Origin of the sequence: Variovorax sp. EL159 (assembly GCF_900100965.1) — a bacterium.
Taxonomy (GTDB): domain Bacteria; phylum Pseudomonadota; class Gammaproteobacteria; order Burkholderiales; family Burkholderiaceae_C; genus Variovorax.
Genome location: NZ_FMUJ01000002.1, coordinates 794215 through 816654 on the forward strand (window position 1 = coordinate 794215; position 22440 = coordinate 816654).

The window sequence follows — 22440 nt, forward strand, 5'->3', positions numbered from 1 at the left end:
TGTGTCGATCAATCGACCTTGATGTTGGCCTCTTTGGCGAGCTTCTGCCAGCGCACGAGTTCCGTGCCGACGACCTTGCCGAGCTGCTCGGGCGTACCACCCACGCCTTCGCTGCCTTGCGCCAGCAGCTTGTCGCGGATCTCGGGTTCCTTCACCACGACGTTGATGACGCGGTTGAGCTTGTCGATGACGGGCTGCGGCGTTTTCGCCGGCACGAACACCGCGTACCAGGAGTCCACGTCGAAGTCGGCGATGCCGGCCTCCTGCATCGTCGGCACGTCGGGAAAGGCCGCGCTGCGCTTGGTGGTCGACACGGCAAGCGCCTTGAGCTTGCCGGCCTTCACGAACTGCGCAGCCGCCGGAATCGACACCCACAGCAGCGGCACTTGCCCGCCCATCACGTCGGTCACGGCAGGGCCGCCGCCACGGTAGGGGATGTGCGTCATCTGCGTGCCGGTGCGCAGCTTGAGCAGTTCGCCCGCCAGGTGCCCCGGCGAGCCGTTGCCCACCGACGCGAAGGAGATGCTGTCGGGCTTGGCCTTGGCCAGCGCGATCAGTTCGGCCACCGTGTTCGGCGCGAACTGCGTGTTGGCTACCAGGATCTGCGGCAACGAGGCGACCATGCCCACGGGCGCGAAGTCTTTCGCGGTGTCGAAGTTCAGTTTGTTGTAGATCGCCGGGTTGATGGTGTGCGACGACAGCGTGAACAGCACCGTGTAGCCATCGGGCGGCGACTTGGCCACGACTTCGGTGCCGATGGAGCCGGCCGCGCCGCCGCGGTTGTCGATCAGCACCTGCTGGCCCAGCAGGCTGGAGAAGCGCTCCTGCACGATGCGCGCGATCACGTCGGTGCCGCCGCCGGGCGGGTAGGGCACGACCAGGCGGATCGGCTTGTTCGGGTAGTCGCCGGCAGGCGGTTGCGCCTGCGTGGCAAGAGGTGCGGCCAGGGCGGCGACGGCCAGCAGGCCCGCGCGCAGCCAGGGGGCGAGGAACAGGTTCATTCGAGTCTCCTTCTCTTCGTGACGGATGTCGGGAGCTGCCCTGTCGCGGGCTCGGGGCTGGCGCGGTAGCCCAGCGTGACGCTGGCGTCGCGTGCGCAGGCCCTGATGTGGTCGGCCAGTTCGCGTGCCTGCGTCCGCGCGAAGCGGATCGACGGCACGCTCATGCCCACGGCCGCGACGGCCTCGCCGCGCGCGTTGAACACCGGCACGCCGAGGCCGCAGACGCCCAGGCGCCATTCCTCGCGGTTCTCGGCGTAGCCGCGCGTGCGCGTGCGTTCCAGTTCAGCGAAGAGGGCATCGAAGTCGGTGATGCTGTTCTTCGTGTGTGCCACCAGCGTGCCCAGCCGCTGCTGCAGCGCGGGCACGTCGAGCGATGCAGCCGCCAGCAAGGCCTTGCCCGAGGCCACGCAGTAGGCCGCCGCGCGGCCGCCGACGCGCGAGTAGGCGGCCACGGGAAGAGGGCTGTCGAACTTGTCGAGGTAGACGATCTCGGCGCGGTCAAGCACCGCCAGGTGGATGGTCTCGCCGGTGGCCTGCGCCAGCTTTGCCAGGTGCGGGCGCAGCAGTGCACCGACGTCGGCCGCCTCGCCGACCAGCGCACCCAGCTCGAAGAGCCGCAGGCTTGGGCGGTAGGCGCTGGTGTCGGGGTCTTGCACGGCCCAGCCGCATTCCACGAGCGTCTGCAGCGTGCGGTGCGCGTTGCTGCGCGCCATGCCGAAGGCCTGCGCCAGTTCGGTGACGCGGCAGTCGCGCTGCTGGCGCGCCATCCACTCGATGGCGGCGAGGCCCTTGGCAAGCGTGGAGTCCATGAGACCTTCTTGAATGTTCCAAATATTGGAACAGTGTTCTCGGATGTGAAACGCAATGTAAGAACCCTGGGGGCTTTTTGTCAACTGAGGGAATGAAACTTTGCATTTGTACCCACTGTGCAATGGGGACCGTTCAGGGCGTCGCTCGCGCCGACGGGGTACCTTGCTCCGCGAATGCCCCCGGCCTGCGGCCTCCTCCTTTATTTCGCTGCGCAAGGCACCCCGCCGGCGTGAGCGTTATTCAGAGTGGTCGTTGATCGGCCGGCGCAACGACGGCGCCTACTGTGCGCAGGGCACCGGGTACTCCCCGCAGCGAAATAAAGGAGGAGGGGCGAAGCCCCGGGGGACATTCGCGGAGGGGAGTACCCGGTGTCCTGTGTACACGCCCTGAAGCCCCGAAGAATTTCAGCGCCGATGCCGCCCCGCCATGAGTTCGATCACCTCGCGAAAGATCGTGTTGCCCGTAGAGGTCGCAAGGTCCAGCACATGGCTGCGGCTGTAGTAAGGACTCAGGTCAAGGCCCACGCCGATGCCGGCGATCGCGATGTCGCCGCGCTGCTCCTGCCGCGCGACCACATCGCGCAAATGATGGTCGAGGTAGTGCGCATCGTTGGCCAGGTGGGTGGCGCTGTCCATCGGCGAGCCATCGGAAATTACCAGCAGCAGCTTGCGTTCTTCGGTGCGCTGGCGAAGGCGCGCGCAGGCCCAGTCGACCGCCTCACCGTCGATGCCTTCGCGAAACAGGTCGGCCTTGAGCAGCGCAGCCATCGCGGGCCGTGCGCGTCGCCACGGTGTCGCCGCTGCCTTGAAGACGAGGTGGCAGCGCTCGTTCAATCGACCGGGGTGCGCTGGCCGGCCGGCGCGCACCCATTCGCGTTGCGCGCGGCCGCCGTTCCATGCGCCGGTGGTAAAGCCCAGCACCTCGCTGGCCACGCCGGCCTGTTCGAGCGCGCGCGCGAACACGTCGACCATCATTGCGACCGATTCGGCGTGCTCCTTCATCGAGCCCGAGCAGTCGATCAGAAAAGTGACCAGGCTGTCGGCCACAGGCTCCATGCGCTCGGTGCGAAACAGCCGGCGCTCAGTGGGCGAGGCCACAAGCTGCGCGAGCCGGCGGCCATCGATCAGGCCTTCTTCCTGCCCGCTGTCCCAACCGTCGCGCGTGGGGTCGGCCAGCAGCGCGCGCAGTTCGCGCGCCAGACGGGCGATGTTCACGCCCTGCGCGGCAATGCGGCGGTCGAGCTTTTCGCGATGCCCCGCCAGCACGTCTTTGCGTGCGAGCGTGGCGGCATCGTGCTCGCGGTCGTAGGCGGTGGTGAAGATGCGGTATGTGCCACCCGCATCGTCGAGCACCGCGCTGCGGCCCGACTCGGCGGTGGTGAAGCGCTCGATGATCTCCTGGTCCATGTCGGCGACAAGGCTGAACACGCTGCGCTTGTCGTCCACATGCGGATCGCGTGCGGCGTCGCTGCCTTCGTCGCCGGCCTCGTGCAGCATGGTGGCGATGGTGCGTGCGACGGTCCGCGCGTGCACGGCGTAAGCGGCCTGGTCGGTGCGGTCGCGGCGCAAGCCCGCGAGCGCATGGCCGATCCGCGGGGCGAGCGCGAAGCGCGTGGCTTCGAGCATGTCTTCGGTTTCTTCGACCACCTGCTGGCCACTCACGCGGGCGCGGCAGATCTGTGCGACGGCATACAGCAGCAGGCCGCGCGCGGTATCGGTCAGGCCCGAATGGTGGAAGGCCAGCGACCACTGCTCGTGGCGGTGCCGCAGGTTGTGGTGCATGCCGGCCATGACCTCGGGCGCGAGTGCCTCGACGCGAAACTGTTCGAGCATCTCGAACACCATGCGCTCGACCGGCTCTTCGGGCCGCAGGCGTTCATGCAGTGCCGCATCGGAAGCCGTGAGCCGCAATGCCAGCCCATCGGCCACGCCGCGAAAGGATGCGAAGTCGTCGGTGTCGGGTGACGGATGCAGGTGCGGTGCGAACCACGGCAGCGGCATGCGGCCACGATGCAGGCGGCGCCCGCGAAAGTGCAGGTCGCGCTCGCCGCTGAAGGCCCGCACCACGCCCGCGCACAGCTCGGCCACCAGCTCTTCCTGCCGCACGCGGCGCTGCATCGCGCTCGCGGGCGTGTCGGTCATGGCTGCGAGCCCGGCGCGAGTTGCTGCGACTCCTTCAGTTCTTGGTCGAAGCAGCGCTGGAAGTATTCGGCGACCAGTGGCCGCTCGGCGTCGTCGCACTTGTTGACGAACGAGAGCCTGAACGCCAGTGCCGGGTCTTTGAAGATCTCGACGTTCTCGGCCCAGGTGATGACGGTGCGCGGCGACATCAGCGTCGACAGGTCGCCCGCCGCGAAGCCTTTGCGCGTGAGGTCGGCCACGGCCACCATCTTCGCGACGAGCTTGCGCCCGGCCTCGTCGGCCAGCGACGGCACGCGCGCCTGCACGATCGCGATCTCTTCATCGGCCGGCAGGTAGTTGAGCGAAGCGACGATGTTCCAGCGGTCGATCTGCGCATGGTTCAGCCGCTGCGCGCCGTGGTACAGGCCGTTGAGGTTGCCCAGGCCCACGGTGTTGGCCGTGGCGAACAGGCGAAAGAACGGATGCGGGCGCAGCACCTTGTTCTGGTCCATGAGCGTGAACTTGCCGTCGCGCTCCAGGATGCGCTGGATGACGAACATCACGTCGGGCCGGCCCGCGTCGTACTCGTCGAAGATCAGCGCCACGGGCCGCTGCAGCGACCACGGCACGATGCCTTCCTGGAACTCGGTGACCTGCTTGCCTTCGCGCAGCACCACCGCGTCTTTGCCGACAAGGTCGAGCCGGCTGATGTGGCCGTCGAGGTTCAGGCGCACGCAGGGCCAGTTCAGCCGCGCGGCCACCTGCTCGATGTGGGTCGACTTGCCCGTGCCGTGCAGCCCCTGCACCATCACGCGGCGGTCGCGCATGAAGCCCGCGAGGATGGCAAGCGTCACGTCGGGGTTGAAGCGGTAGACCGCATCGACCTCGGGCACGTGGTCATCGCGCTCGCTGAAGGCGGGCACCTGCAGGTCGGTGTCGATGCCGAACACCTCGCGCACGCTCAGCATGCGGTCGGGCCGAAGGTCTGCGGTGTCGGTCACGGTGGGCTTTCGCAAAAAAATTCGGTCAGGCCTGCGCGCGGTCGGCGCCGGCGTCGGTGTCGATGCGGCTCAGTGCCAGGGCGGCGCGCTGCAGTGCGGGCAGCAGCGTCTTCGCCTTCGCCGCATCGAGCCGCATGATCGGCGCCTGCACCGCGATGCAAAGGTTCGATGGGCCTTCGTCGCCCGAGGGCACCAGCGCGGCGATGCACAGCAGGCCGGGCAGGAACTCTTCGTTGTCGATGGCAAAGCCGCTCTTGCGCACGCGCTGCACTTCCTTCTCCAGCGCTTCGGGGTCGGTCAGCGTCTTGGGCGTGTACGGCTCCAGCGGGGCGTTCGACAGCAGTCGGCGGCGCTGTGCGGTGCTCATCTGCGAGAGAAAGATCTTGCCGCTGGCCGAGCAGTGCACCGGCACGCGCGAACCCGAGTGCAGGTAAAAGCGCAGCGGCGCAGCGGTCTCGACGCGGTCGAGGTACACGACCTCGCTGCCCGACAGGGCCGTGAGGTTGCAGCTCTCGCCGATCTCTTCCACCAGCTGGCGCAGCACCGTGTGGCGCGCACCGTGCAGGCTGTCGTTGAGCAGCAGGTTCTCGGCCAGCCGCCGCAGCCGCGTGCCGATGCCGTAGTGGCGCCCGTCGCCTTCGCGCTGCAGCAGGCCCGCGCCTTCGAGCTGCTGCAGCATGCGGTGCAGCGTCGGCTTGGGCATGCCCGTTTCTTCGACCAGCCCTTGCAGCGAATAGCGCTGGTCTTTCGCGGCCATGACTTCGAGCAGGCCGAACAGGCGCATGGTGGGCGTGTCGCCCGCCGGTTCTGCGGCTTCTGCAGCGGCGCCGAGGGAGGGGCCTTTGACGATCTTCATGCGGCGGATCATAGTTGTTTTACAAAAAACAAGACAAGGCGTACCGATTTTTGTAAATTGTTTGACGCCAGCGCGATGCCGTCCTATATTCCGCCGGAACGAATTTCGGAACAAGAGGTTCCGACTTTTCGATTGCACATCGCAGCCCCCACCTCTTCAGGAGACGCCTTCCATGAGCCAGAAGCAACCCGCCGCCCCCACCCGTGAAGCCGTCACCGGGGTGCAGAAGATGACGCCTTCCGAGGCCTTCGTCGAGACCATGGTCGCCAATGGCGTGACCGACATCTTCGGCATCATGGGCTCGGCCTTCATGGACGCGATGGACATCTTTGCGCCCGCCGGCATCCGCCTGATTCCGGTGGTGCACGAGCAGGGCGGTGCCCACATGGCCGACGGCTATGCGCGCGTGTCGGGCCGCCACGGCCTCGTGATCGGCCAGAACGGCCCCGGCATCAGCAACTGCGTGACCGCCATTGCCGCGGCCTACTGGGCGCACAGCCCGGTCGTGATGATCACGCCCGAGACCGGCACCATGGGCATGGGCCTCGGCGGCTTCCAGGAAGCCAACCAGCTGCCGATGTTCCAGGAGTTCACCAAGTACCAGGGCCATGTGAACAACCCCAAGCGCATGGCCGAGTACACGGCGCGCTGCTTCGACCGCGCCATCTCCGAGATGGGCCCGACGCAGCTGAACATTCCGCGCGACTACTTCTACGGCGAGATCACCACCGAGATCCCGAAGCCGATGCGCGTGGAGCGCGGCGCGGGTGGCGAGAACAGCCTGAACGCCGCCGTCGAACTGCTGGCCTCGGCCAAGTTCCCGGTGATCCTCTCCGGCGGCGGCGTGGTCATGGGCGACGCGGTGGCCGAGTGCCAGGCGCTGGCCGAACGCCTGGGCGCACCGGTGGCCAACGGCTACCTGCGCAACGACTCCTTCCCCGCGAGCCATCCGCTGTGGGCCGGCCCGCTCGGCTACCAAGGCTCCAAGGCCGCGATGAAGCTGATCGCGCAGGCCGACGTGGTGCTCGCGCTCGGCTCGCGCATGGGCCCGTTCGGCACGCTGCCGCAGCACGGCATGGACTACTGGCCGAAGGACGCGAAGATCATCCAGGTCGAGGCCGACCACACCAACCTCGGGCTGGTGAAGAAGATCACCGTCGGCATTCACGGCGACGCCAAGGCCACCGCCAAGGAACTGCTCAAGCGCCTGCAGGGCAAGACGCTGGCCTGCGATGCCACCAAGGCCGAGCGCGCCGACAAGATCAAGGCCGAGAAGGCCGCGTGGGAGAAAGAACTCGACGAGTGGACCCACGAGCGCGACCAGTTCAGCCTCGACGCCATCGAGGAAGCCAAGAGCGAAAAGACACCCACGGGCGGCAGCTACCTGCACCCGCGCCAAGTGCTGCGCGAGCTTGAAAAAGCCATGCCGCCGCGCGTGATGGTCTCCACCGACATTGGCAACATCAACGCCATTGCCAACAGCTACCTGCGCTTCGAGGAGCCGCGCAGCTTCTTCGCACCGATGAGCTTCGGCAACTGCGGCTACTCGCTGCCCACCATGATCGGCGCCAAGTGCGCCGCGCCCGACCGCCCGGCCGTGGCCTACGCCGGCGACGGCGCCTGGGGCATGAGCATGGTCGAGATCATGACGGCCGTGCGCCACGACATCCCGGTGACGGCGGTGGTCTTCCACAACCGCCAGTGGGGCGCCGAGAAGAAGAACCAGGTCGACTTCTACAACCGCCGCTTCGTTGCGGGCGAACTCGAAAGCGAAAGCTTCGCGGGCATCGCCAAGGCCATGGGCGCCGAAGGCATCGTGGTCGACAAGCTCGAAGACGTGGGCCCGGCGCTGAAGAAGGCCATCGACATGCAGATGAACGAAGGCAAGACCTGCGTGATCGAGATCATGTGCACCCGCGAGCTGGGCGACCCGTTCCGCCGCGATGCGCTGTCGAAGCCGGTGCGCTTTCTGGACAAGTACAAGGACTACGTCTGAACAAGCCATGGCCGATGCGCTGCTGACTCTCAATGCCGGGTCGTCGTCGATCAAGGTCGCGCTGTTCGATGCGGCGGATGAGGCACGCAGCGACGGCCATGTGCTGCCAGCGGCACTGTGGTCAGGCCAGGCCGACGGCCTGGGCGCCGGACTGAAGGCGCGGCTGCGCGTGCGCGATGCGCAGGGCAACACCCTGCACGACGCCGCGCTCGACGGCGCGCAGGCCTCGCATCAGGGCGCGCTCGCGGCGCTGCTCGACTGGCATGCACAGCAGGGCGACGGCCGGCGCATCGCCGGCGTCGGGCACCGCATCGTGCATGGCGGCACGGATTTCGTGGCGCCGGTGCGCATCGACGCGCAGGTGCTCGAAGCACTGGCCAGGCTCGAGCCGCTGGCACCGTTGCACCAGCCGCACAACCTGGCCGGCGTGCGCGCGGCAATGGCGGCCTTCGAGGGCGTGCCGCAGGTGGCGTGCTTCGACACCGCTTTCCACGCGGTGCAGCCCGAGGTCAACCGCCGATTCGCCTTGCCGCGCGCGCTGCACGACGCAGGCGTTCGGCGCTACGGTTTCCATGGGCTTTCGTACGAATCCATCGTGGCGCAGCTCGCGCACGTGGCACCCGGGCTGGCGCAGCGGCGCGTGATCGTCGCGCACCTGGGCAACGGCGCCTCGATGTGCGGCATTGCACTAGGCCGCTCGGTGGCCACCACGATGACTTTTTCTCCGCTCGACGGCCTCACCATGGGCACGCGCTGCGGCCACATCGATGCGGCCGTGGTGCTGTACCTGATGCGCTCGCGCGGCATGTCGGCCGACCAGGTCGAGACGCTGCTGTTTCGTGAATCGGGCCTGCTCGGCATGTCGGGCGTGTCGAGCGACATGCGTGCGCTCGAAGCGTCCGCCGAACCCGCCGCGGCCGAAGCCATCGGGCACTTCGTCGAACAGGTGGTGCAGCACATGGGCAGCCTCGCGTCGGCGCTGCGCGGTGTCGACGCCATCGTGTTCACCGGTGGCATCGGCGAGAACGCGGCCGGACTGCGCGAACGCATCCTTGAAGACTGCGAGTGGCTGGGCGTGAACGTCGATGCCGCTGCCAACCGCAGCGGCGCGCAACGGCTCACCACGCCCGAGAGCCCCGTCAGCGCCTGGGTGTTGCGCACCGACGAAGAGGCCGTCATTGCGCACCACACCGCGCAGGTGCTGCGCGCCTAGATCGGCCAATTAGCTCGGCTGGATATCCGCCGCCTTGATGACGTGCGCCCAGCGCGCGATCTCGTCGGCCAGGAATGGCGCAAAGCGATCCGGCCCGCGCGCATCGATCACGAAACCCTGCTGCCGCATGCGCTCTTCCAGGCCCGGCAGCGCCAGGATCTTCACAACCTCCGCACCCAGCTTCTGCACCGCGGCATCGGGCATGCCGGCCGGCGCCATGATGCCGGTCCAGTTCTCGACCTGCAGCGCCGGTATGCCGGCTTCGGCGGTCGTCGGCACGTCGGGCAGCAAGGGGTAGCGCGTCTTGCTCGCGATCGCCAGTGCGCGCAGCTTGCCGCCCTTCACATGCGGAATCGACTCGGGGATGTTCGAGAACACCACGTCGAGCTGCCCGCCGATCAGGTCGGTCATGCAGGGTGCGCCGCCCTTGTAGGGCACGTGCTGGATCGCGGACTTGTTCAGGTCGTTGAAGAGCGCGAGCGTCAGATGCGGCGGCGTGCCGCTGCCGCTGGAGCCGGCGTTGAGCTTGCGCTCCTTCGCCGCCGCGATCAGCCCTTTCAAGTCCTGGATCGGACTGGCCGCCGGCACCACGATCAGCATCGGGCTGCCCGCGATCAGTGCAACCGGGCGCAGGTCTTTCTGGAAGTTGAAGGGCGACTTCGGAAACAGCGTCACGTTGGCCGCATGCGTCAGCGTGATCGCGAGCAGTGTGTTGCCGTCGGGCGGTGCCTTCGCCACGAGGTCGGCGCCGATCTGGCCGTTGCCGCCCGGGCGGTTGTCCACCAGCACGCTGACCTTCCAGCGCTCGCCGAGCTGCTGGCCGATCTGGCGTGCCATCACGTCGGTGAGGCCGCCCGCCGGGAAGGGCACCACGTAGCGCAGCGTGGCGTCGGGTTTCGGATAGTCCGCGCCCTGCGCTCGCGCCAACCCCGGCGCGAGCGCGCCGAGCGATCCCGTCGCCGCCAGGGCGGCGGCCCCTTGCATCCATTCACGTCGTTTCATCGTGTTGTCTCCTGTTGTTGTGTTCGGGGGAAATGACGCTCTGCGGCGTTTGCCGGTGTTTACCGTCGCCACTGCGCGAGCAGCGCGTCGGGCACCTCGATGCCTTCGGCCTCCGCCCGCCTTCGCAGCTCTTCGCGCCGCGCGCCGGGCAGGCGCACGCCGTCGTCGCGCAGCATCTCGGCCACCAGCACCTCGACGCGGTCGAGGTAGCTGGCCGACCCCGCGAGGGCGCCGGGGTCGATGGCGATGAAGGCCTGGCCGATGCGCGGCCGGTTGCCCGCGTCTTCGAAGAAGCTCGATGCCTCGAAGCCGAACTGCGCACCGATGAGCGCCGTGACCAGCAGCTCGACCACCAGTGCCAGCATCGCGCCCTTGGGGCTGCTCGCGGCGCCGATGGGGAGCATCGAGCCTTCGAGCGCGGCCTGGGCGTCGGTGGTCGGCTGGCCGTTGCGGTCCACGGCCCAACCGGTCGGAATCGGCTTGCCCTGCTTGGCCGCGACCATGACCTTGCCGCGTGCTACTTCGGAAAGGCTCAGGTCGATCATCAAGGGCAGCGCTCCGCGGCGCGGGAACACCGCCGCCACCGGATTGGTGCCGAAGATCGGATGACGCCCGCCCGCTGCCGGCATGGCGGCCGGCGAGTTCGCGAAGCCGAGGCCGACCATGCCCGCATCGGCCACCGCGCGCAGGTGATCGACGACCACGCCGCAGTGATGGCTGTCGGTCACGCCCGCGATGGCGATGCCGAAGTCGCGCGCGCGGGCGATGGCTTCGGCCACCGCCATTTCGCACGCGGCGAAGGCGAGGCCTTCGTGCGCGTCGATCAACGCCGCGGCGCCTTTCTCGCGGCGCAGCGTGGGCATCGCATCGCCGTTGACGCGGCCGTTGCGAAGGTGTGTCGCGTACTGGGCGACGCGGCCCAGGCCGTGTGAGCCCAGCCCTTGCGCCTCGGCAAGCACCAGCGCGCGTGCGGTGGCCGTGGCCATGGTTTCGTTGGCGCCAGCTGCGCGCAGCGTCGAGGCCACGACTTGCCGCGCTTCCTGAAGACTCAGCATCGTCATGATTCCAGCGCCTCCAGCACCCTCTGCGCGATCAGGCTGCTCACGCGCTCGTTCGACTCGGCCGTTACGCCGGCGATGTGCGGCGTCAACAGCAGGTTGGGGCAGCCTTCGAAATGCGGGCTGGCCGCAAGGGGCTCGGCATCGAACACATCGAGCGCCGCACCGCCGAGCCGGCCTTCACGCAGCGCGAGCGCCACGGCGGCTTCGTCGACGATGCCGCCGCGCGAGGTGTTGACCAGCACAGCGCCGCCTTTCATCGCCGCGATGCGCGCAGCATCGAACAGGTTGCGCGTGCCATCGACCAGCGGCACGTGCAGGCTCACCACGTTGGCCTGCGCCACGAGTTCGTCGAGGTCGAGCGGCCGCGTGCCGCTCTCCGCGAAGGCCGGATGGTTCGCATCCATCATCGCGTCGAAGGCGACGGTGCGCATGCCGAGCGCCTTCGCGAGCCGCGCCGTCAGTTGCCCGATGGCACCGAAGCCGACCAGCCCGAGCGTCTTGCCCGAGAGCTCCCGCCCGCTGGAGAGCGCATTGCGCGGCCATCGGCCCGAGGCCACCTCGGCCGTCGAGGCGTAGGCGCCGCGCAGCAGCAGCATCGCGCTCGCGACCACGTACTCCGCCACGCTCAGCGCATTGGCGCCCGTGGCCGGAATCACGCGGATGCCGCGAGCCTCGCAGCCCGCCACGTCGATGTTGTCCAGCCCCACGCCCAGGCGGCCCACCACCGCGCACTGGGCCAGCGTGTCGAGCAGCTCCCCGCGTACCTGCGTGCGGTTGCGCACGATGAGCGCATGGGCCCACTTCGCTTCGCGGTACAGGCGGGCGCCGTCGTCCACCAGGGCCACGTCGTAGAGAACGTCGTGCCGCGCGCGCAGCTGCGCGACCGCGGCGGCGTCCATGAACTCCGCAATGACGATGCGCTTCATGGCGCGGTCAGGCCGACTCGTACAGGCGCGTCATCACGAACTCGCGGTGCCCCAGCGCCTCGGCCGCGGTGAGCCGGCCGTTGGCGGTGCGCAGCATGCATTCGAGCAACTGGTCGCCGGCCTGGTCGAGCGTCATCTCGCGCTGCAGCAGGCCCGAGGTGTCGACGTCGACGTGCTCGCTCATGAGCCGCACGGTGCGCGGGTTGGCGCAGATCTTGATGACCGGCAGGATCGGGTTGCCGATCACGTTGCCCTGGCCCGTGGGAAAGAAGTGCACCGCATAGCCCGAGGCGGCGCACAGCGTCACCATCTCGGCCGCGGCGCTGGACGAATCCATGAACCACAGGCCCGGGCCGGTGGGCACCTCGGCCTTGTCGAGCACGCCGTCGACCAGGCACTTCTTGCCGATCTTCTGGATGTTGCCGAGCGCCTTTTCCTCGATGGTCGTGAGGCCGCCCGCGATGTTGCCCTTGGTCGGTTGCGAGTCCGACAGGTCGCTGGTCTTGTGGCGGTTGATCATGTCCTGGTAGCGGTTGAACATGAACATGAAGCGCTCCTTCACGTCGGGCGTGCGGCAGCGGTCGGCCACGATGCGCTCGCCGCCGGTGATCTCGGAGGTTTCGCCGAACACCAGCGTGTTGCCCGTCTCGTAGAGCTTGTCGAAGGCGTTGCCGACGGTGGGGTTGGAGCCGCAGCCCGAGGTGGTGTCGCTCTCGCCGCATTTGGTGGACACCCACAACTCGTGGATGCCGCAGGGCTCGCGCCGTTTCTCGCTCGCGTTCTGCACGAACTCGCGCGCCACCTTGCTCGCGCGCAGGATGGTGTCGTGGTCGCCGTGGCCTTCGATGCCGAAGCCTGCCACCGGCTTGCCCGTGGCGGCGATGCCATCGACCACCTTCTGCGTCCAGCTGTCCTCGATGCCGATGACGACGACGGCCGCCACGTTCGGGTTGCAGCCCGCGCCGATCAGCGTGCGGAAGTGCAGCTCCAGGTCGGCGCCGAACTGCAGGCGGCCGTAGGGATGCGGAATGGCGAGTGCGCCCTTGATGTTGTGGGCCACGGCTTCGGCCGCGGCATTGGAGAGGTCGTCCAGCGGCAGGACGATGACGTGGTTGCGCACGCCGACGCGGCCGTTTTCGCGGCGGTAGCCCAGGAAGGTGGTGTCTTTGGAAATGATGGACATGCTGTGCTTTCGGATTCGTGGGTGATGAAAGTGGGCGAAGCGCGCAGGGTCTTACCAGCGCTTGGTCTTGATGTTCTGGACGTGCGCGTGTTCGCCGGCCTTGATCGGCGCGACCACCTTGCCCATGTCGATGCCGTACTTCCACACCGTGTCGCCCGTGGCCATGTCCTTGAGCGCGACCTTGTGGCCGATCGGAATGTCCTGGCGTGCATCGACGCTGGTCATCCGGTCCTCGTCCATGATCCAGCCGGTGAGCGACATGCCGGCCTTGACGCCTTCCACCACCACGACCGCGACCGTGTCCTTCGCGTCGTGCAGAACAAAATGAATCATCGTTGTCTCCTGTTGTGACTCGCTGAGAATTTGCAGCCGGGGCAGTGTCCGAGTGCGTGTCTCCGGGTGTCAAACAGGTCATATGGATGACTTGAATGAATTGCGATGTGGCCGAACAATCGCGCCATGCCACGCTCGAGCGACCCGTCCGTGTTCGAACCGATACCCGCCGATTCGGCGGGCGCGCCGCTCTACAGGCTCGTCAAGCGTTCATTGCTGCGGGCCATCGAGTCGGGGCGTTGCGCGGCCGGCAGCACGCTGCCGAGCGAGAGCGAATTGGCGGCGGCGCTGGGCGTGTCGATCGGCACGCTGCGCCATGCAACCGACGATCTCGTGGCCGAACACATCCTCGTGCGGCGCCAGGGGCGCGGCACCTTCGTTGCGGTGCACAACGCGGACCGCTTCATGTTCCAGTTCTTCCATGTCGAGCGCAGCGATGGGCTGCGGCAGGCACCGCAGGTGGAGTTCGTCGCCTTCGAGCGCGTGCGCATGGAAGAAGAACCAGCGCAGGCGCTGGGCCTGCGCACCGGCGAGCCGGCCATCCAGATCGACAACCGCCTGCTGCTGCAGGGCAGGGCGGTGATCCACGACCGGCTCACGCTGCCGGCGCTGCTGTTCAAGGGCCTGACCGAGAAGCGCTTTCGCGAACGGCCGAGCACCATCTACCACCTCTACCAGACCGAGTTCGGCATCACCGTGACGCTGGCGCGCGAGCGCGCACGTGCGATGACGGCCGACCGCAGCGTGATGCGCATCCTCGGCGTGGCGCAGGGCGCCCCGGTGATGGAGGTGAAGCGCACCGCACTCACGTTCGGCGACAAGCCGGTGGAATACCGCGTGTCGACCATCAACACGGCGCAGTACGAGTACGTGCACCTGTTGTCGCGGCCAGCCTGACCGCGCTGGTGCGAGTCAGCGCACCGCCGGGGCGCGTGGCACGGTCGCGCCGCAGTGCCGAAGGAAGTCGGCAGTCGCGCGGCCCAACAATTTGTCGCGGTGCATCACGGTCGCGAGCCGTCGCATGCCCGCTGGCAGTCGCGTGCGCAGCTCGACGAGGTGACCGTCTTCCAGCGCCTGCGCCACCGTGTAGCGCGAGAGGCAGGCCAGCCCCGTGCCCGAAGCCACCACGCGCTTAATGGCCTCGGTGCTGCCGAGCTCGAAGCCCACGTGCACCTGCTCCAGGTTCTGGATCAGCCATGCATCGGTGACCTGCCGCGTGCCCGAGCCAAGTTCTCTGAGAACCCAGGTGGCCTGCGAGAGCTGGCGGTGCGTGGCGATGCGGTTCGCGAGGGCATGGCCCGGCGCCGCGACGATGACCAGCTCGTCTTCACGCCATGCACGCACCACGAGGTCGGGGTGCGTCTGCGGCCCTTCGATGAAGCCCACGTCCACATCGAAACCGGCGACTGCCTCGATCACGTCGCGCGTGTTCGCGATGTGCAGGTGCACCTGGCTCTGCGGATGCAGTGCGGTCCATTGCGACACGCGCTCGGGCAGCAGGTATTCGCCGATGGTGAAGCTGGCGGCCACCCGCAGCGGCGCCGCGTGCTCGCCGCTGAAGAGCGCCTGCAGGTCGCTGGCCTGGTCGAGCAGCGCCTGTGCCTTGGGCAGCAGTGCGCGGCCGTTCTCGTTGAGCACCAGCCGGCGGCCGATGCGGTCGAACAGCAGGGCGCCGACGGAGGTCTCCAGGTCGGCGAGCGCGCTGCTTGCCGCCGACTGCGAACGCGCGATGCGATCGGCCGCGGCGCGCGTGCTGCCACCGCGCGCGGTGGCCACGAACACTTCGAGCTGGCGCAGGTTCAAGCGCAGCCGCTGGGCGGATTGCTGATCTGTTTTTCCGGTCATCGTGAGCAATATTCTGCGCTTTTTCGTTTGATGGAAGGCCCCTAGCATCGGCACAGCCCCCGCTTGAAAACAAAGGACCGCCAGTGTTCAGTTTCCTGTCCCGCGAGCCCGTGCACGATCCGCTGTCGGCCCCCACGCCCACTGCCGACACCGACGTCAAGACCACCACCTGCTACATGTGCGCCTGCCGCTGCGGCATCCGCGTGCACCTGCGCGAGGGCGAGAAGGGGCCGGAGGTGCGCTACATCGACGGCAACCCGAACCATCCACTGAACCAGGGGGTGATCTGCGCCAAGGGGTCGTCGGGGATCATGAAGCAGGTGTCGCCCGCGCGCATCACGCAGCCGCTCTTGCGCAAGGCCGGCAGCGAGCGCGGGGCAGGGGAGTTCGAGCCCATCAGCTGGGAGCGTGCCTACGACATGCTGACCGAGCGGCTCGGCAAGATCCGCGCGACCGATCCGAAGAAGTTCGCGTTGTTCACCGGGCGCGACCAGATGCAGGCGCTCACGGGCCTGTTCGCGCGGCAGTTCGGAACGCCCAACTACGCGGCGCACGGCGGCTTCTGCTCGGTCAACATGGCCGCGGGAATGATCTACACCATCGGCGGCAGCTTCTGGGAATTCGGCGGGCCCGACCTGGAGCGCGCCAAGCTGTTCGTGATGATCGGCACCGCCGAAGACCACCACAGCAACCCGATGAAGATTGCGATCAGCAAGTTCAAGCGGGCGGGCGGGCGCTTCATTTCGATCAACCCGGTGCGCACAGGCTACTCGGCGATTGCCGACGAATGGATTCCGATCAAGCCTGGCACCGACGGCGCGCTGTTCATGGCGCTGTTGCATGAGCTGATCGGCAATGAGCTGGTCGACCACGCGTTTCTCAAGCGCTTCACCAATGCGCCGCAGCTCGTGGTGCTGGACGATTGCGAGCGCGAAGGGCTGTTCGCCTTCGACCCCGAGCGCGGGCCGCCGGGCGATGGGCGCAATCCGCACAACAAGCTGGTGTGGGACAAGACCAGCGGCAGCGTGAAGCCCGCGTACCCCGAAGGCATCGAAGAGGGCTGCGACCCGGCCCTCGAAGGCCACTACACGCTGGCCGACGGCACGCGCGTTGCGCCGTCGTTCCAGTTGCTGCGCGAGCGCGTGGCGAGCTGCACGCCCGAGTGGGCGCAGGCCATCACCGGCATCGATGCCGCGCGCATCCGCAAGCTGGCGCGCGAGATGGGCGAGACGGCGCTCAAGCAGGCCTTCGAGCTGCCGATTCCATGGACCGATGCCTGGGGCAAGCAGCACCCGACCACGCAGGCGCGGCCCGTGGCCTTCCACGCGATGCGCGGGCTGGCGGCGCACTCCAACGGCTTTCAGACGGTGCGGGCGCTGGCGGTGCTGATGAGCGTGCTCGGCACCATCGACGCGCCCGGTGGCTTCCGGCACAAGGCGCCGTACCCGCGCCACATCGTGCCGAACTACCGGGCCTTCAACGACCCCGGCATGATCCAGCCGAACACGCCGCTCAATGCGGCGCCGCTGGGCTTTCCGGCCAGCCCGGAAGAACTGGCGATCAACCCCGACGGCTCGCCGATCCGCATCGACCACGCCTTCTCTTGGGAGCACCCGCTGTCGGCACACGGGCTCATGCACAACGTGATCACGAATGCAGTGAAGGGCGACCCCTACCGCATCGACACGCTGCTGATCTTCATGGCCAACATGGCGTGGAACTCGAGCATGAACACCATGGGCGTGCGCGAGATGCTCAACCGCAAGGACGAGAAGGGCGAGCACATGATTCCCTTCCTCGTGGTGTGCGATGCCTTCCAGAGCGAGACCGTGGCCTTTGCCGACCTGGTGCTGCCCGACACCACGTACCTGGAGCGGCACGATGTGATGGGCATGCTCGACCGGCCGATCTCGGAGTTCGACGGGCCGGTGGATTCGGTGCGTGTGCCGGTGGTGCCGCCCACGGGCGAGTGCCGGCCGTTCCAGGAGGTGCTGATCGAGCTGGCCTCGCGGCTGAAGTTTCCGGCCTTCACCACGCCGGAGGGCGGGCGCAAGTTCACGGGGTATCCGGACTTCGTCGTCAACTTCGAGCCGCAACCGGGCATCGGCTTCCTGATGGGTTGGCGCGGCAAGGACGGCACCGAGCATCTGCGCGGCGCGCCCAACCCGAAGCAGTGGGAGGCGTATGCGCAGAACAACTGCGTGTTCCAGTACCACATGCCCGAGACCATGCACTACATGCGCAACTGGAACCGGGAGTACCTGGACTTTGCGAAAGACAAGGGCTGGCGCCAGCGCAACGACCCGGTGCAACTGGCGCTGTACTCCGACACGCTGCAGAGCTTTCGTCTCGCGGCGCAGGGCAAGAGCACCGGCCGGCAGCCGCCCGAGGCATTGCGCGAGCGCATCGACACCTACTTCGATCCGCTGCCCTTCTGGTATGCGCCGCTCGAAGAGGCCGCGACCGACCTCGATGCCTATCCGCTCAACGCGCTGACGCAGCGGCCGATGGCGATGTACCACTCGTGGGATTCGCAGAACGCGTGGCTGCGGCAGATCCACAGCCACAACTACCTGCATGTGAACCCGCTCACCGCGCAGGCGGCCGGCATTGCCGATGGCGGCTGGTGCTGGGTCGAGAGCCGCTGGGGGCAGGTGCGTTGCATGCTGCGCTACAGCGAAGCGGTGGAGCCGGGGACAGTGTGGACGTGGAACGCGATCGGCAAGGCCGATGGCGCGTGGCAACTGGCACCGGGGTCGGACGAGGCGCGCAAGGGTTTCCTGCTGAACCACCTGATCAGCGAAGAACTGCCGTTCGAAGGCACGGCGAGCGGGCGCATCAGCAACTCGGACCCGATCACGGGGCAGGCGGGCTGGTACGACGTGCGCGTGCGGATAAGGCCCGCGGAACCCGGCGAGCCTGAAGAGAGCTTTCCGCAGGTTGCGAGCATGCCGAGTGCGCCTGGGGTGCTGGGGAAGGCGGCGAGTGTGTTGACGTACTTTGCGGGGCGGGGCAGGAAATGATGCAGTGGCTGAAAGACCTGATCGCGGCCCCGTCCTCGGTTTCGCTCCCTCCCCCTCTGGGGGAGGGCAGGGGCATCGGCGTTGGAACTGGAAGCCTCGTCGCATTGAAGGCTGCCGTGCCCCCACCCCAACCCTCCCCCAGAGGGGGAGGGAGCAATGCGACGAAGCGCGCCGAGCAGGGCGAGACGCTGGCCAAGCAACTCGCCCTCGTCATCGACCTCAACGTCTGCGTCGGCTGCCACGCCTGCGTCACGTCCTGCAAGCAATGGAACACCTCCGGCAGCGCAGGCCCCCTGGCCGACGAGCGGCCCTATGCAGCGAACCCGACCGGCACCTTCTTCAACCGCGTGCAGACCTACGAAGCCGGCGCCTTCCCGGTCACCGAGACCATCCACTTCCCCAAGAGCTGCCTGCACTGCGAAGACCCGCCGTGCGTGCCCGTGTGCCCCACGGGCGCGAGCTACAAGCGCAAGGAAGACGGCATCGTGCTGGTCGACTACGACAAGTGCATCGGCTGCAAGTACTGTGCATGGGCCTGCCCCTACGGCGCGCGTGAGCTGGACGAAGAGCGCCAGGTCATGACCAAGTGCACGCTGTGCGTGGATCGCATCTACGACGAGCAGTTGCCCAAGGAAGACCGCAAGCCGGCCTGCGTCAAGGCCTGCCCGACCGGCGCGCGGATCTTCGGCGACGTGAAGGACCCGGACTCCGAGGTGTCGAAGGCGATCCGCGAGCGCGGTGGCTACCAACTGATGCCGGAGTGGGAAACCAACCCGGCCAACCAGTACCTGCCGCGCCACATCACGTCGGCCACACCGTCCACCGACGCGCGGGAGTAGCCGCATGCATCCCGCGTTCTCGATCCTTTTCTTCACCACGCTCGCCGGTGCGGCGCAGGGGCTGGTGTTCACGCTCGCGCTGGCGGTGCTGCTCGGCCTCGGGCTCGCGCCGGGGTTCCTGACGATGGCATTGGGCGTGGCCGAGGTGCTGCTCGTGGCCGGCCTGGCCGCATCGTTCATGCACCTGGGCCGCAAGACGCGCGCATGGCGCGCGGTGCTGATGTGGCGTACCTCGTGGATGTCGCGCGAGGTGATCGTGTTGCCGGGCTTCATCGCGCTGGTGGCGCTGTGGTGGCTATCGCTGCAGTTCGGTACGGATGCTCTGTGGTCGTGGCTGCTGCCCGTGCTGGTGCTGTGCGGCGCCGTCGCGCTCTGGTACTGCACGGCAATGATCTACGCCTGCCTGCGCTTCATCGAGGAATGGGCGCATCCGCTGACCGTCGTCAACTTCACGCTGATCGGGTTGTCGTCGGGGCTGGTGCTGGCCTGCGCGATGGCGGCGCTGGCCGGAGAGCTGCGCTTCGTGCAGGTCTTCGGCCCGTGCGCGCTGGTCGCCACGCTGGCGGCGTGGGCAGCGCGCGGGCAGACGTTGCGGCGCAATGCGGGCATCCGCCACAAGTCGAACCTGCAATCGGCCACGGGCATCCGCACCGAAAAGCTGGTGCAGAAATCGATGGGCATGTCGGCCGGGTCGTTCAACACGCGCGAGTTCTTTCATGGCGCGTCGATGGCCGTGCTCAAGAACATGAAGCTCGGCTTTCTGCTGCTGGCCTTCGCGCTGCCAGCGGTGTTGTTGGCGTGGGGGCTGGCAAGTGGCGCGGTGTGGCCATGGCTGCTCGCGGTGCTGGTGCAGGCACCGGGCCTGCTGGCCGAGCGCTGGTTCTTCTTCGCGCAGGCGAAGCACCCACAGAACCTGTACTACCAGGTGGTGTCGTAGCCCCTAGGCCTCGAAGTTCAGCGCGAGGCCGGGCGTGGGCCAGTCGTCGATGGCGATCAGCCTTCCGCTGCCGGACAGCGTGACGAAGGCCGTGCGCCGGTCGCGTCCGCCGAAGCAGATGTTGGTGGTGTAGCGGTCGGGCAGCGGCACATGCTCGACGGTGCTGCCATCGGGCGCGACGATGCTGATGCCGCCATGCAGCAGCGTGGCCACGCAGAGATTGCCCAGCGCATCGACCGCCATCGAATCGAAGCGCTGGTAGTGCCCGCCCGGCGAGGCGCACAGCATGCACCCGCCGTGGGGCGAAGGCCAGCCGTCCTTGCGCACGCGGCCCGGCGCGGTGATGTCGAAGGCCCAGACGCGCGCGCCCTCGGTCTCGGCGTAGTAGAGCGTGTTGCCATCGGGCGAGAGGGCGATGCCGTTGGGCGTCATCACGGGCCGCGCGATCACGTGGGCGGCGCTGCCGTCGGCGTGGCCGTAGAACAGGCCGCCACGGTCCATGTCGCGCTCGCGCACCTTGCCCAGGTCGGTGAAGTAGAAGCCGCCTTGCGCGTCGAACACGATGTCGTTGGGGCCGCAGAGCGAGCCGCCTTCGACTGCGTCGTACAGGCGCTCGGCGCGGCCGGTGTTCAGGTCGACGCGCTCGATGCGCCCGCCAGAGTAGTCGGCGGCTTGGCCTGTGGGCCGCAGGCAGCCATCGGCCTCGGTGTGCCAGCTGAACCCGCCGTTGTTGCAGACATAGACCGCGCCGTCGGGCCCGATGGCGGCGCCGTTCGGGCCGCCGCCCAGGTCGGCGACGACCTGCACCAGCCCATCGGCGCGCACGCGCGTGAGCGTGCCGCGTGCGATCTCGACCAGCAGCACCGAGCCATCGTCCATGGCAATCGGCCCTTCGGGAAACTGCAGGCCGGTGGCGAGTTCGCGGATGCGCATGGGAAGACCTCGGTGGTGCGTCGTCGGGACGCCAGTTTGCTACGTCTTGCCGGAAACTCCGAACGAAAACGCTAAGCCGAAGCGCTCCGGGCAGCGGGCTCCCGGATGGCCGCCCGCGCAAGCCGCCACGCCAGGAACAGGAAAGCCAGCGGCAGCACGATGGTCTGCAGTACGAACAGCGCGATCAGCTTCACGATGCGCTCGGCCCAGTCGGAGGCCGATTTCAGGATCTGGTCGTAGGTCGCCTTCAGGTTGGGGAGCTTGGGCAGCCAGCGTTCGATGCGGTCCTTCCAGCCTTCCTGGGCCGTGGGTGCTTCCTGCGTGGCGTCGACCACGGCGGTCGGCGATTTCTCGATGCCCGACAAGGCCGCCTGGTATTCGTTCGCCATGAACACGCGGTAGATGCCTTCGTTGGCCACTGCGCTGAGCGGCACCGCGAAGCGCACCAGCAGCAGCCCAATGAGTGCCGACTGCAGCCAGCGCGGCGAGCGGCCGCGCCGCCAGCGCACCACGATCCAGGCGAGCGCGACGGCACTGACCAGCACCGACATCCACTGGTGCGCGCCGATGTTCAGCAGCACCAGCTGGATGCCGAACGACACGCTGGCCGCCAGCATGATGGCCGCGAACTGCTCGATCAGCTCGTTCAGCGGCTTGAGCGCCTGCCCCGGTGCAAAGCTCACGCCCACGCCGCCCGGCGTGGCATCGACCTGCGTGCCTTGCGCCACCGAGACCACGGCGCCGAGCGCACGGGCCGCGGCGAAGGTGGTCAGCGCGCGCTTCAGGCCGTCGTTGACCTGCGTGCGCGCGGGTGCGTCGACCGGTGCGATCCAGCAGCCGATCAGCACAAGGGCCGCGATGAGCAACAGGTAGGCGCGCTGCAGCGCCGGGTTCTTCTGGAGAGGCATGGGTTCTTGCATGAACGCCATTCTGTGGCCTCGTTGCAGCCGTTCGGGATTTGCCCGCAACGGGGCGGGGGACACACGCGGCCGGCTACTTCAGCAAGGCGCGCAGCAGGCCCGATCGTTTCAGGCGCAGGATCAGGTTGCAGCGGCTGAGCCGGCAGCGCATCTGAAGGAGGAACGGCTTGGCGTGCGAGTCGCTGTCGAGGCCGCGTCTGGCGGCCGCATCCTGTTCCTGCACCACGGGAATGATCTGCGACACCGCGTCGTTGCCGCGCGGCTCGGCGGCTGCGGACGGCGCTTTGCCGTCGCCGCAGGCCGAGAGCGCCATGACGACCAGAATCGCTGCAAGAAGCGAGCGACGCTTCGAGATTCTGAAGACGGGGACCACGCAAAAACTCCGTTGAATCCGGGCGGCCGACCGATGCCCCCGTGGCTGCCCGGTAGGTCGGGGGGAAC

Annotated in this window: 20 protein-coding genes; 6 read left to right on the forward strand and 14 right to left on the reverse strand. The window is 67.9% G+C overall.

All coding sequences use genetic code 11. The annotated features are described in order from the left end of the window. Nucleotides 1-8: 8 nt before the first annotated feature. The 5 genes from BLQ28_RS09875 to BLQ28_RS09895 all read right to left on the reverse strand — a co-directional run bounded on the left by BLQ28_RS09875 (nucleotide 9) and on the right by BLQ28_RS09895 (nucleotide 5788). Entirely contained in the window at nucleotides 9-1001 is a 993-nt protein-coding gene (locus BLQ28_RS09875) for a tripartite tricarboxylate transporter substrate binding protein (protein ID WP_093238730.1), read from the reverse strand. Beyond that, nucleotides 998-1810, reverse strand: a complete 813-nt coding sequence (locus tag BLQ28_RS09880) for an IclR family transcriptional regulator (RefSeq protein ID WP_093238731.1) — start codon at nucleotides 1808-1810, stop codon at nucleotides 998-1000. Before BLQ28_RS09880 ends, BLQ28_RS09875 begins: the two co-directional genes overlap by 4 nt. A 405-nt stretch (nucleotides 1811-2215) precedes the next feature. Beyond that, nucleotides 2216-3952 (reverse strand): cobaltochelatase CobT-related protein, encoded by a 1737-nt coding sequence (locus tag BLQ28_RS09885; protein ID WP_093238733.1) that lies wholly within the window; start codon nucleotides 3950-3952, stop codon nucleotides 2216-2218. Further along, nucleotides 3949-4932 carry an AAA family ATPase gene (locus tag BLQ28_RS09890; protein ID WP_093239434.1) on the reverse strand — a complete coding sequence of 328 codons (984 nt, stop codon included), beginning with the start codon at nucleotides 4930-4932 and terminating at the stop codon, nucleotides 3949-3951. The genes BLQ28_RS09885 and BLQ28_RS09890 overlap by 4 nt, the downstream gene beginning before the upstream one ends. A 25-nt stretch (nucleotides 4933-4957) precedes the next feature. Then, a complete protein-coding gene (locus tag BLQ28_RS09895) occupies nucleotides 4958-5788 on the reverse strand; it encodes an IclR family transcriptional regulator (RefSeq protein WP_176801057.1) in 831 nt (276 codons plus the stop codon). A 172-nt stretch (nucleotides 5789-5960) separates the two neighbouring features. Between BLQ28_RS09895 and xsc the strand changes: the two genes are divergently transcribed. Together xsc and BLQ28_RS09905 are read left to right on the forward strand one after the other, a co-directional pair. Then, a complete protein-coding gene (gene xsc, locus BLQ28_RS09900) occupies nucleotides 5961-7784 on the forward strand; it encodes a sulfoacetaldehyde acetyltransferase (RefSeq protein WP_093238735.1) in 1824 nt (607 codons plus the stop codon). Nucleotides 7785-7791: 7 nt separating this feature from the next. Continuing rightward, the gene (locus tag BLQ28_RS09905) at nucleotides 7792-8997 is read left to right on the forward strand and encodes an acetate/propionate family kinase (RefSeq protein WP_093238737.1); all 1206 of its coding nucleotides are present in this window, start codon (nucleotides 7792-7794) and stop codon (nucleotides 8995-8997) included. 9 nt (nucleotides 8998-9006) lie between these two features. Here BLQ28_RS09905 and BLQ28_RS09910 read toward each other — a convergent pair whose 3' ends face one another. Genes BLQ28_RS09910 through BLQ28_RS09930 form a run of 5 tightly spaced genes read right to left on the reverse strand, consistent with a single transcriptional unit; the run spans nucleotide 9007 to nucleotide 13502 of the window. After that, nucleotides 9007-9999: a Bug family tripartite tricarboxylate transporter substrate binding protein gene (locus BLQ28_RS09910; protein ID WP_093238738.1), complete on the reverse strand. Its 993-nt coding sequence runs from the start codon at nucleotides 9997-9999 to the stop codon at nucleotides 9007-9009. Between the two features lie 59 nt (nucleotides 10000-10058). Then, on the reverse strand, nucleotides 10059-11060 hold the full coding sequence (locus BLQ28_RS09915) for an Ldh family oxidoreductase (protein ID WP_093238740.1): 1002 nt from the start codon (nucleotides 11058-11060) through the stop codon (nucleotides 10059-10061). Continuing rightward, nucleotides 11057-11986 carry a hydroxyacid dehydrogenase gene (locus BLQ28_RS09920; protein ID WP_093238741.1) on the reverse strand — a complete coding sequence of 310 codons (930 nt, stop codon included), beginning with the start codon at nucleotides 11984-11986 and terminating at the stop codon, nucleotides 11057-11059. The genes BLQ28_RS09915 and BLQ28_RS09920 overlap by 4 nt, the downstream gene beginning before the upstream one ends. Nucleotides 11987-11993: 7 nt before the next feature. Then, nucleotides 11994-13169: a UxaA family hydrolase gene (locus BLQ28_RS09925; RefSeq protein ID WP_093238743.1), complete on the reverse strand. Its 1176-nt coding sequence runs from the start codon at nucleotides 13167-13169 to the stop codon at nucleotides 11994-11996. A gap of 51 nt (nucleotides 13170-13220) precedes the next feature. Next, the gene (locus BLQ28_RS09930) at nucleotides 13221-13502 is read right to left on the reverse strand and encodes a UxaA family hydrolase (RefSeq protein WP_093238744.1); all 282 of its coding nucleotides are present in this window, start codon (nucleotides 13500-13502) and stop codon (nucleotides 13221-13223) included. 126 nt (nucleotides 13503-13628) lie between these two features. Here BLQ28_RS09930 and BLQ28_RS09935 point away from each other — a divergent pair, with 126 nt between their 5' ends. After that, on the forward strand, nucleotides 13629-14399 hold the full coding sequence (locus tag BLQ28_RS09935; RefSeq protein ID WP_093239436.1) for a GntR family transcriptional regulator: 771 nt from the start codon (nucleotides 13629-13631) through the stop codon (nucleotides 14397-14399). Nucleotides 14400-14414: 15 nt separating this feature from the next. Here the strand turns inward: BLQ28_RS09935 and BLQ28_RS09940 are convergent, their stop codons facing one another. Next, nucleotides 14415-15347, reverse strand: coding sequence for a LysR family transcriptional regulator (locus BLQ28_RS09940; RefSeq protein ID WP_093238746.1), 933 nt, complete (start codon nucleotides 15345-15347; stop codon nucleotides 14415-14417). Between the two features lie 83 nt (nucleotides 15348-15430). Here BLQ28_RS09940 and BLQ28_RS09945 point away from each other — a divergent pair, with 83 nt between their 5' ends. Genes BLQ28_RS09945 through BLQ28_RS09955 form a run of 3 tightly spaced genes read left to right on the forward strand, consistent with a single transcriptional unit; the run spans nucleotide 15431 to nucleotide 20146 of the window. Then, nucleotides 15431-18370: a molybdopterin oxidoreductase family protein gene (locus tag BLQ28_RS09945; RefSeq protein WP_093238747.1), complete on the forward strand. Its 2940-nt coding sequence runs from the start codon at nucleotides 15431-15433 to the stop codon at nucleotides 18368-18370. Further along, nucleotides 18367-19209: a 4Fe-4S dicluster domain-containing protein gene (locus tag BLQ28_RS09950; RefSeq protein WP_218121915.1), complete on the forward strand. Its 843-nt coding sequence runs from the start codon at nucleotides 18367-18369 to the stop codon at nucleotides 19207-19209. The genes BLQ28_RS09945 and BLQ28_RS09950 overlap by 4 nt, the downstream gene beginning before the upstream one ends. A gap of 4 nt (nucleotides 19210-19213) precedes the next feature. Continuing rightward, nucleotides 19214-20146 carry a dimethyl sulfoxide reductase anchor subunit family protein gene (locus tag BLQ28_RS09955; RefSeq protein ID WP_093238749.1) on the forward strand — a complete coding sequence of 311 codons (933 nt, stop codon included), beginning with the start codon at nucleotides 19214-19216 and terminating at the stop codon, nucleotides 20144-20146. A gap of 3 nt (nucleotides 20147-20149) precedes the next feature. On the opposite strand, the gene BLQ28_RS09960 is transcribed toward BLQ28_RS09955, so the two are convergent. The 3 genes from BLQ28_RS09960 to BLQ28_RS09970 all read right to left on the reverse strand — a co-directional run bounded on the left by BLQ28_RS09960 (nucleotide 20150) and on the right by BLQ28_RS09970 (nucleotide 22372). After that, nucleotides 20150-21079: an SMP-30/gluconolactonase/LRE family protein gene (locus tag BLQ28_RS09960; RefSeq protein WP_093238750.1), complete on the reverse strand. Its 930-nt coding sequence runs from the start codon at nucleotides 21077-21079 to the stop codon at nucleotides 20150-20152. Between the two features lie 71 nt (nucleotides 21080-21150). Further along, nucleotides 21151-21999 carry a hypothetical protein gene (locus BLQ28_RS09965; RefSeq protein WP_176801058.1) on the reverse strand — a complete coding sequence of 283 codons (849 nt, stop codon included), beginning with the start codon at nucleotides 21997-21999 and terminating at the stop codon, nucleotides 21151-21153. 73 nt (nucleotides 22000-22072) lie between these two features. Next, a complete protein-coding gene (locus tag BLQ28_RS09970; protein WP_143012464.1) occupies nucleotides 22073-22372 on the reverse strand; it encodes a hypothetical protein in 300 nt (99 codons plus the stop codon). Nucleotides 22373-22440: the final 68 nt, after the last annotated feature.